This is a genomic window from Bacillus sp. Nf3, from assembly GCF_003028545.1.
Lineage (GTDB): Bacteria > Bacillota > Bacilli > Bacillales > Bacillaceae > Bacillus > Bacillus safensis.
Genome location: NZ_PYUA01000108.1, coordinates 1 through 520, shown reverse-complemented (window position 1 = coordinate 520; position 520 = coordinate 1). Strand labels below are relative to the sequence as shown.

At 61.9% G+C, this 520-nt stretch carries 1 protein-coding gene; it reads right to left on the bottom strand.

Annotated features, from left to right (window positions below; translation table 11 throughout):
- Window positions 1-138 precede the first annotated feature (138 nt).
- A partial coding sequence (locus C9414_RS21075; protein ID WP_142398088.1) for an SMI1/KNR4 family protein occupies window positions 139-520 on the bottom strand: 382 nt, incomplete at its 5' end.

Below are 520 nucleotides of genomic sequence, written 5' to 3'. Positions count from 1 at the left end.
CCGTAGAGTCGAGCTTGCTCGACTGCCTTCACAGCGCAGTCGAGCAAGCTCGACTCTACAGAAAACGGCAGCCGAGCATGGCTCGGCGCTACAGGGGGGCGGATTCCAGGTAGAGCCGAGCCCACGCTCGGCTGGGTCTCAATCATCGTGCCGGATGAACGCGTAATCGCGATCAATCAGCTGCTGCAGGTACGCATCGAAGCTGGGGGCGATCACCGCATAGCTGTCCGGATCATGCAGGTAGCGCACCACCTGGCCGACGGTGCCGCCCGGCGTCGGATTGAAATCCAGATACAGCATCGAGGTGCCGCCATTGTTCATGCAGTGCGAGAAGCACAGGCGGCGGTTCATCGGCAGGTCGGCATCGATACCGTCGCCGAGGATCTCCGGTTCGTCATCCAGCCATTCCTCGTAGATGGAACGGATGCTGTCGTCCCACTGCTGCTGGTCCTCGAAGATCTGCGCCACCGATCGCAGGTAGTACGGGTAGCCACCGTCCTCCACGTCCGAGCCCAGCATC